The sequence below is a fragment of the Streptococcus mitis genome, from assembly GCF_002096845.1.
Classification (GTDB): domain Bacteria; phylum Bacillota; class Bacilli; order Lactobacillales; family Streptococcaceae; genus Streptococcus; species Streptococcus mitis_A.
Genome location: NZ_NCVK01000022.1, coordinates 1 through 9,530, shown reverse-complemented (window position 1 = coordinate 9,530; position 9,530 = coordinate 1). Strand labels below are relative to the sequence as shown.

The window sequence follows — 9,530 nt, the reverse complement described above, 5'->3', positions numbered from 1 at the left end:
ACTTACCCTGACACGGATTTCCACTGGTTTTTACAATTTTTATCAGACTAACTTCCACTTGGATTAGCGGTGGAACTTAGTTTGGGAATTTACCATGGGAGAGGTACTTGCTTGCTTCTTTGATACTAAGTTCAGCCATTCTTTCCTTGTTTTTCTCAATGAAGCATGCTACCCAAACTGGATTCGTTTTAGAGTAGTCTCTCAGGGCCCATCCAATGGCTTTATTGATAAAGAATTCTGTTTGATTCAAATTATGAAGCAGAATCTTTTCCATTAATTGCACATTGGTCTTCTCTTTTCTTAACAACTGGTGGTCAATAGCAACGCGTCTCAGCCAGATATTGTCTGACAGGCTCCATTGGAGGATTATTTTTTCCAGTTCCGGCTTATTGTATACCAAACTTCCTACTACGCGATCTAGGATATCCACTGTATCCCACCAAGACTTGGTAACAACCAACTGCTCTAACTTAGGCAAATCGCTGTCCTTTAGATAAGACTGCATTGCTTTCAAATAATTGGCAGCCACATACTGGTATTCTCTAGACTCTTTTTCCCAGCAAGTATCTACAAAATCCCAATCGATAATCTTTGTTCTTTTTACTTCTGGAAAGTATTTTTTATAGAGTGCATTTCTTTCAGGAGCCGCAACACCTAAAAAGGAAAATTGATGGCGCATATAGGCCTCCATGGGGCCTGCTTTTTTAGGATCTTTTGCTGCTTCTAGCTCCTCAAGTAAATCTGTTAGACTCATCTAAAACTCCTCATGCCCCACCAAGTGGTGCTGAAAGGCATAGACCGCCGCTTGGGTGCGATCGCTGACCTCAAGTTTGGCAAGAATGTTGGACACATGGGTTTTGACCGTCTTAAGAGAGATAAAGAGTTCATCTGCAATGCGCTGATTTTCGTAACCCTTGGCAATCAGTTGGAGAACATCTCGCTCACGCGCAGTCAATTCTTCATGAAGTTCCATATGATTGCGGTGGTATTCGACCTTCTTGCTGACCTCTTGCTCAATGGCTAACTCCCCATCAGCCACCTTACGGACGGCATGGAGTAGTTCGTCTGCACTTGATGTCTTAAGCATATAACCTTTAGCACCAGCATTTAAGACAGGCATGATTTTTTCATTGTCCAAATAAGAGCTCACAATCAAAATCTTGGCTTCAGGCCATTCTTTGAGGATGGCCAAGGTCGCATCAATTCCATTCATCTCAGGCATGACGATATCCATGACAATAACATCCGGACGCAATTCCAATGCCAACTCAATCCCTTGAGACCCGTTGGCCGCCTCGCCCACAACATCTACATCGTCTTGGAGGTCAAAGTAGCTTTTCAAGCCCAATCGGACCATTTCATGGTCATCTACTAGTAAAATTTTCATCTTTACTCCTTTATCATTCCTTATCGAGGAGGGGAATACGGATATCAACTGCCAGCCCTTGCTTGGGAGCTGTCAATAACTGAACCGTCCCTGCCATATCTTCAACCCGCTCCTTGATATTGCGTAGTCCATAACTCAAGTCATCTAAACTCCCTAACTGAAAACCAATTCCATTGTCCACCACCTTCAGTTGCAATTCAACATCCGTCTGATAGAGATAGACATCCAGACAAGAGGCCTGGGCATGGCGAAGGGTATTGCTGATCAACTCTTGCAGGATGCGGAATATATGCTCCTCGATTTTCTTAGGCAATTTCGTTACATTATGCTTGAAACTAACCTTGAGATCACTCTTGTCCTCAAGCTCTTTTAAGAGGACTTGAATTCCTTCGACCAGACTCTTCTGCTCCAGTTCAACTGGTCGCAAATGCAAGAGCAAGACCCGCAAATCCTTCTGGGCTGTTTCTAAAATAGCTGTGACACTCTGCAACTGGATCTGCATCTTTTCTCTGTCTAATTTCAAAGCTTGCTGGCTGACACCTGATAAAATCATGTGAGCCGCAAACAACTCTTGACTGACGGTATCGTGCAAATCACGAGCAATCCGTTTTCGTTCTTTCTCAATGATTTCCTCTTCCCGAGAAAGGCTGTGATTTTCAGCCTTTTGAAGAGCTTCTGTCAAAAGGTTAAGTTTACCTGACAAGGACTTGAAACTGGCATCCAAATCCGGATCTGCAAGCTGAATCACTTCTTGCCCTGCCAACAAACGCTTGAGATTAGCCTGCATTTTTCTTAGAGAAAGCTCTTCCACACCTCGCCAAAACAGGGCTAAAAGAAAAGTCATGGACATGCTAAATACCATCAGCAAAAAGACAAATTTTTCTGTTTTTTCGACATCATGCAGGAAAATAGACCAGTCAAAATCAAGAATTTCCAACAAGCTGTGGGAGAGAAATAAGACAAATAGGAAGGAGGTGAGGGCAATGATTACATAAGCTTGCTTTTTCATCCTCTGACCACCTCAACATCCCCAATCATAGTGGTCAAGAGAATCTTGACGCTCTTGTTACTCTTGAGATAGTCTCTTGTTTCCTGATGATAGTGTTCATTGCGGAGGGCTCGCTTGGGCTGGTTGAAAAAAGTCAAATCCCCATAGAGACAGTTAACACTGAGACTAACTTCCACATCTACAGGCACAATGATTTTAGTAGTTCCTATCATCTTTCTAAGGATAATAACATTGTCATGATTGGTTAAAATCACCCTCTCCAGATGAATGGTGTCCTTGCCCATGAGGCGAAAGAGATTGATATCATCAAATTGGCAAGTCTGGTAGCTTGAAAAATGATGGAGATTCCCAAACCAACGATTTTTCTCCTTCTTAACCGTCACTACCTCTTCAAACATCAAATTGGTCTGCTCTTTTTCCTGGTTCATCATCGGATAAAGAAGAAAGAGACTGTATATAACCGCAACAAAAATAGCTAAAATCACAAAGGGATTGAGCATGACGATGAAAAAGAAGAGAATGGTTGCCACCACCAAAAGAAGGTTATTTCCCTCTTTACCAGTGTAATAGCGAATCAAAAGCAAAAAGAGGAATAGAATCAGCAGAAAACGCGAAAAATGCTCTGAAACCATCAAAATCAAAGCTCCCGTCAAAAGACAGGTTTCGATAAATAAAAAGATTTTAAATTTTCTCATACATATATCCTCTATCTTCTATTTTATCACAATTGGAAAAAGTCACCTCGGTCTGAAGATGGAAAAAAGGCGGTGGTTACGCCTTTTTCATCTGATCATTTGCTTCTTTTAATTTTCCATAAAGAAGATAGTCTACTTTTTGCAAATCTGCTATAGTGGCACAATTAAGAGCACACATGATCAAGCATAGATCTGCTTTCCAGCCTTGGACAATGCCAATCACTTCTTCAACTGTGTAGGTTTCAACCAATTCTAGAACTGTTCGAGACAGTCCCACAGCCTTAGCCCCAAAGACAAAGCACTTAATCATATCCAGCGGATTCCGAATCCCTCCACTGACCAAGAGTTCAACCTTATCTTTCCAGTCTTGGGCATTGAGAAGGGCTTGCATAGTGGACTGACCCCATTGATTGAGATAATCACGCTGGCCACTGCGACGGTTTTCGATATAAGCAAAGCTGGTCCCACCACGACCTGACAGGTCAAAGGTTCGAACGCCCAGTTCATAGGCTCTCTCGATGGTCTTCACATCCATTCCAAAGCCTACTTCCTTTAAAACGATAGGAACAGGAATTTTCTTGCTATAGTCAGCCAGATGCGATTGCCAGCTTCTGAACTTCCTTTCTCCCTCAGGCATGAGTAATTCCTGCATGACATTGACATGCACTTGTAGGAGAAGAGGATTCATTTCTTCTACAGTCTGAAGACCTAACTCGACAGGCTTGTCCAATCCAATATTGGTTCCAAGAAGGAGATTTGGATGACTAGATTTGACAGAAAAAGAGTCATCTGTTGAATCTTTGAGGGCTGCGCTATAAGAACCCGTCACAAATAAAATTCCACAGGTTTCTGCCACTTGAGCCAACTTTTGATTGATTTCTTTACCTTTTTCACTCCCACCTGTCATGGCATTGATATAAAAAGGAAAATCCCACTTTCGACCAGCAAATTCTGTCGACAGATTGATTTCATCCAGGTCGTAAAGAGGCAAGGAAGAATGAATCAACTCCACCTCATCAAAGCTATTATAGGAACTTTTCTGCTCAAGAGCATAGCGGATGTGCTCATCCTTACGATTTGTCGTCATGTCCTATCCTTTCTTGGTATAAGAGCTCAATCCCCAGATCGGCCCAACGGTTTTTTAGGGTTTCAGTTGATTGCTCATCAAAACTCAAGGCAATACCACAATCACCACCACCAGCGCCGCTACTCTTGGCAACAACCTGCAAATCTTGACTGGCTTCTTTCAGTTGTCTAAGCGAAGGTGTGTAAATATCTGAGCTCAAGCTTTCTAAGAGCTTGCTGGCTCTTTCTATCTGCTCGATAATTTTTTCTGATTTCCCATGCTCCAAGGCTTCTACCAAACAAGCCACCGTTTCTTTTGAGGAACTTAAAAAACTCTGATTGATATTTTGCTTGATTTGCTGGACCATGTTACTCGATACAGCCACTTCCTTGGTCCATCCCACTAGGAAATCACATTCTAAAGTTGGTTTCACTTGCGAAATTGAAAAGCCCCAATCACGCTCCAAAACTGTCGACAAATTTTCTTCTTCCAACCAAGCAACCACCTTTTGGCGATCAAATGACTGGTAGAGAACCAAATCCTCTGCCACAATACAGGCAAGGTCCCCCATAGAACCATTGTCTCCTCGTTTGAGCAAGACAGCGCTGGCTAACTTGAATAAGAGTTCCTGATCAACCGAAAGATCATAGAGAGCCAGCAAAGCCTTGATGACCAAAACAACGACGCTACCGCTAGACCCTAGACCAAACTTTTTGCCTTCTCGTTCCATTTTGCCACGGATTTCTAGAGAAAAAGGTCTTAAAATTTGACCTCGATAAGTCAGGAAATCTTCCACTAAAGCAATCGTTTCTTGAATTAAGCTGTAGGCAGGATTTGGTGTCAAATCTACTGCGAAATCAAACAGATCTGAATAGATTCGGTAGCTGTCAGAAAAAGCAATCTCAGCCCTCATATAGATGGGAATAGCCTTTATCAAAGCTAATTGCCCTGGCTCTAAAATAGCATATTCGCCTGCCCAATAGAGCTTTCCACAAGTTTTAACAGCAATCATCTTGACTCAAATCCTTTGTTTTTGATACAATCAAGCGATAACGTTGACCGAAGATTTCTGACAAATGCGCCAAGTCTTTCTCCTGACAAAGGACCTTGACATTGGGACCAGCATCCATGGTAAAGTAGCAGGCTTCCCCTTGCTCACGGATCTGGCGGACAAAGTCCATGGCTTCATAGCTTGCATCGGTCAGATAAGAAAAGGCTGGTGACGCAGTTTTGGTCGTAGCGTGCATAGCAAGAGCATTTTTCTCCGTTAATTCCCCAACCTTGGCAAAGTCATTCTCTTTGAGATAAACCAGCATATCCTGATAGTCTTTCTCAGACTGACGGATCCAGTCATCAAAGGTCGTCGATGTTTCCACACAAAGTTTCATACCGTCACGGCTAGAAATTGGTTTTTTCTTATCTTCTAACACCAACATAATCATAGCTAGTTTCAAGTCTGTCTCAACAGGGTAAATTTCCCCACTATCCTTATCCCAGGCACCTAGTGGTCCATAAAAACTCCGAGAAGAGGAGCCTGAGGCAAACTTCGCTTCCTGCGCTAACTGACTTCTATCCAATCCAAGTTTGAAATAGGCATTGCAAGCCTTGACCAAGGCGGACAAACCACTAGAACTTGAGGACAGACCCGCTGCCGTAGGCATATTATTTTGAGTATCAATACGAACAAAGCCTTCACCATCTGGACGATAACGGTCAATAATCTTACTCATCTTAACATGCTCAGCCTCATTTTGTAGCTGACCATTGATATAAAATGCATCAGCAGTCGCATCCGTCGGTAGAGATGACAAAGTCGTCTCCGTATACATATTTTCCAAAGTCAGAGAGATACTGCTAGTAGCAGGCACCATCTCCTTTTCTTTTTTCTTTCCCCAGTATTTAATAATAGCAATATTTGCGTAGGAACGTACTGTTACAGGCTCTCTATCCATGTCTGAACAGCTCCTTTCTCTTCTAATCTTTCTGCTAGTTCTTGTGCGTGTGTAAAATTGGCTGTCAAGGCTATGATACAGCCTCCAAGCCCACCACCACTCATCTTGGCACCCAGAGCACCATGGCTAAGAGCCGTTTCAACCAAAGAGTCTGACTCAGGACTACTGACCCCAATTTCTTTTAAATGTAAATGCGCTTGACTGAGGATTTGTCCCAATCCTTCAGCATCTTTTTGTGAAATCGCATCTTCTGCCTGTTGGGTTAATTCTCCCAAGGCATGCAAAAACGGTAGGGCATCCTTGCCCTTATTTTGAACCACTTGGATGGCTTCACGAGTATGACCATAAACACCCGTATCGGCAATCACCAAATAGGCGGATAAATCCATCTCAAGCTCTGTAAATCCTACGTTCTTGATAAAACGTATGGGCTGGTCACTGAGACAGGTCTTGGCATCCAAACCACTAGGATTCATATGGGCAATCATCTCCGCCCGATTGACCAAGATTTCTAATACATCATGAGGCAGTTCTGCCTGATAGTAGTCAAATACCGCACGAATGGCCGCTATGCTGATAGCAGCTGACGAACCCATTCCCCTCTTCTCAGGGATAGCCGAGTCAATCTCACAGCGAATGCAGGCTTCTGTGATATCCAAATACTCCAGCGAAGCATAAACTGCCATGGACAAGGTATCCTCCTCATAGAGACGCCAAGGACTCGCTGCAGGAACTACCTTACAAGTCACCTCCACCTCCAAAAGAGGCAGGGAAATGGCAGGATAACCGTAAACGACCGCATGCTCCCCTATTAAAATAATCTTACTATGTGCCTGACCGACACCAACTACTTTTGTCATGTTTTCCTTTTACTAGACGAAAAAGCCGTCCCATTTTTCATACAAGTACTTATTCTTTCCTATCTATTTTATTATATTTTCACAAAAAAAGCGATTGTTTCCTTTACAATCGCCTCTTTCATTATTGAATCCATTCGCCAGTATAATTGACAGAATAGCCATCTACAGTGGTATTCACTGCCAAAGCACCTGAGCTATAAGCATAGTACCATTTGCCATTGACCTGGAACCAGCCAGTTGCCATAGCTCCTGATGAACGGAGGTAGTACCACTTGTTACCAAGATATTGCCAACCAGTTTTCATATCACCATTTTCAGCATCTAGATAATACCAAGTTGAGCCTTCCTGATACCAACCAGTTGCCATAGCTCCTGATGAACGGAGGTAGTACCACTTGTTACCAAGATATTGCCAACCAGTTTGCATAATACCAGTTGTTGGATTTAGATAATACCATGGAGCAGCTTTTAGCTTATCTTCATCATATGTAAGAGGAAAATCCTTAACCCAACCACGTGCTAGCTCCCCAACAGTCAATCTGTTGATGCGAGAATCAAAGCCACCATCCTTCAGTAAATAATACCAGTGTCCCTCATCATGAACCCAACCAGTTTTTAAGGTGTGATAACTACGTTGATCTTCAAAATAATAGACTCGTTTCTCTGCTGGACTATCATATTGTTCCCCATGATGCTTGTTGACATTTGTAGCTGTTTTTGCTTCTAAAACTTGCTTACCAACAAATTCTTGTAGTACCCCATCTTGACCAAAGTAAAACCAATCTGGTCTAAAAGCAACATCTTGCCTTATAGAAGAACCAATCGTCACCCCTTCGTGTGGAGCAGGTATATATTGCCAGCCGACAACCATCTCTCCAGATAAAGGATCAAAATAATAGTACTTGCCATCAATCACTCGCCAGTAGGTTTCTTTGAGTTTCCCTTTCTTGTAGTAGGTTCTACCATTTTCTTGGACAAATTGCCAACCTTCTGAATCAGCATCATCCGCCAATACTGCACTTGTCGCTAGCAAACCAAAGAAAAAGACTGCTAATGCAATTTGCATCAATTTTTTTATTGTTTTCATTAGATATATCCTCCTGCAAAAATTATAGTCAAAATTAAATTGTATGTCAATATGACGGTTTTAAAATCATATAATAATGAAACATATTAAAAATTGAAACAGTAGTAGTACACTTTGGCTTTGAAAATATTTTTAGAAATTATAGTATATTGAAACTATAATAGTACACCATGACTCCTAAAATATATCATATTGAATCTAGAATACTACATTGTGCATACTAAAATATTCCTAGAAATTAATTTGAATTTCCTAATCTATAGTGGACTGAATCTGGAGCAGGACGACACTACCTCTAAAACATTCTTATAAATTGATTTAAATTCCAAATTTTTGTCGCTACATTCCTATTTCATTTTACTATATTTCTTCACATCTTATTTCACTCCACTATATTATGACGATTATGACGCGCTTACAGTCAGCCTTCAACTTCCTGAAATGCAAAAATCTCCTAGCAGATTTTCCTGCTAGGAGATTTTCTTATGAGAGGTACTTATTTAAGCTTTGAAAATCGGACTTATCATCTGATAATTATCAAATAATCTACCAATTAAGCTTCTTCGTCTTCTTTACGACGACGGCCTGCAAGACCAAGACCAAGTAATGCACTTGCGGCTGCTGCTACCATAGCTACAGTAGAATCTGCTGTACCTGTATTTGGCAACTCTTTCGCTCCTGCTTTCTTAGCTGGTGTTGCTGCATTTGAGCCTTGTTCAGCAGATATAACTGCCTTACCAGCTGGTGCTACTCCATGTGAACCTTGTTCAGCAGATGTAACTGCTTTATCAGCTGAGATTACAGCTGTTGTACCATCTGAGAAGGTTACTGTTGTTGTACCATCTTTACCTACTTTAACATCTGTTGCTGTTGGGTTTGATTTCTTAACTGCTTCTGCTACCTTAGCTTTTTCAGCATCTGTCAAGTTGCTTGGATCTACAACTGGTGTTACTGATGGATCTTTAACACCATCTGCATCCTTAGACTTATCATCTGCTTTATTAGCTGGGATTACTGCTGTTGTGCCATCTTTACCTACTTTAACATCTGTTGCTGTTGGATTTGATTTTTTAACTGCCTTATCTGCTGGGATTACTGCTGTTGTGCCATCTGGGTAAGTGACAGTTGTTGTGCCATCTTTGCCAACCTTAACATCTGTTACTGTTGGATTTGATTTCTTAACTGCTTCTGCTACCTTAGCTTTTTCTGCTTCAGTCAAGTTGCTTGGATCTACAACTGGTGTTACCGCTGGATCCTTAACTGCATTATCTGATGATTTCTTAACTGTATCACCTGATGGGATAACAGCTGTTGTACCATCTGGGAAGGTTACTGTTGTTGTGCCATCTTTGCCAACCTTAACATCTGTTACTGTTGGATTTGATTTCTTAACTGCTTCTGCTACCTTAGCTTTTTCTGCTTCAGTCAAGTTGCTTGGATCTACAACTGGTGTTACCGCTGGATCCTTAACTGC

Annotated in this window: 10 protein-coding genes; all 10 read right to left on the bottom strand. The window is 41.7% G+C overall.

From position 1 onward, the window contains the following. Positions 1-76 precede the first annotated feature (76 nt). Positions 77-754 (bottom strand): DNA alkylation repair protein, encoded by a 678-nt coding sequence (locus B7695_RS05980; RefSeq protein ID WP_084890432.1) that lies wholly within the window; start codon positions 752-754, stop codon positions 77-79. Next, complete coding sequence (locus B7695_RS05975) at positions 755-1,387, bottom strand: response regulator transcription factor (RefSeq protein WP_084890430.1); 633 nt, start codon at positions 1,385-1,387, stop codon at positions 755-757. 13 nt (positions 1,388-1,400) lie between these two features. Further along, positions 1,401-2,396: an envelope stress sensor histidine kinase LiaS gene (locus B7695_RS05970; protein WP_084890428.1), complete on the bottom strand. Its 996-nt coding sequence runs from the start codon at positions 2,394-2,396 to the stop codon at positions 1,401-1,403. Beyond that, complete coding sequence (gene liaF, locus B7695_RS05965) at positions 2,393-3,091, bottom strand: cell wall-active antibiotics response protein LiaF (RefSeq protein WP_084890426.1); 699 nt, start codon at positions 3,089-3,091, stop codon at positions 2,393-2,395. The genes B7695_RS05970 and liaF overlap by 4 nt, the downstream gene beginning before the upstream one ends. Before the next feature lie 76 nt (positions 3,092-3,167). Beyond that, the gene (gene fni / locus B7695_RS05960; protein ID WP_084890424.1) at positions 3,168-4,178 is read right to left on the bottom strand and encodes a type 2 isopentenyl-diphosphate Delta-isomerase; all 1,011 of its coding nucleotides are present in this window, start codon (positions 4,176-4,178) and stop codon (positions 3,168-3,170) included. Then, complete coding sequence (locus B7695_RS05955; protein WP_084890422.1) at positions 4,162-5,169, bottom strand: phosphomevalonate kinase; 1,008 nt, start codon at positions 5,167-5,169, stop codon at positions 4,162-4,164. Before B7695_RS05955 ends, fni begins: the two co-directional genes overlap by 17 nt. After that, positions 5,156-6,109, bottom strand: coding sequence for a diphosphomevalonate decarboxylase (gene mvaD / locus B7695_RS05950; RefSeq protein ID WP_084890420.1), 954 nt, complete (start codon positions 6,107-6,109; stop codon positions 5,156-5,158). Before mvaD ends, B7695_RS05955 begins: the two co-directional genes overlap by 14 nt. Next, positions 6,091-6,969 carry a mevalonate kinase gene (gene mvk / locus B7695_RS05945; RefSeq protein WP_084890418.1) on the bottom strand — a complete coding sequence of 293 codons (879 nt, stop codon included), beginning with the start codon at positions 6,967-6,969 and terminating at the stop codon, positions 6,091-6,093. The genes mvaD and mvk overlap by 19 nt, the downstream gene beginning before the upstream one ends. Before the next feature lie 121 nt (positions 6,970-7,090). Further along, on the bottom strand, positions 7,091-8,056 hold the full coding sequence (cbpF, locus tag B7695_RS05940; RefSeq protein WP_084890416.1) for a choline-binding protein CbpF: 966 nt from the start codon (positions 8,054-8,056) through the stop codon (positions 7,091-7,093). A 553-nt stretch (positions 8,057-8,609) separates the two neighbouring features. Continuing rightward, positions 8,610-9,530, bottom strand: a 921-nt coding sequence (locus B7695_RS05935) for a MiiA motif-containing surface protein (protein WP_142358869.1), incomplete at its 5' end; no start/stop codon positions are given.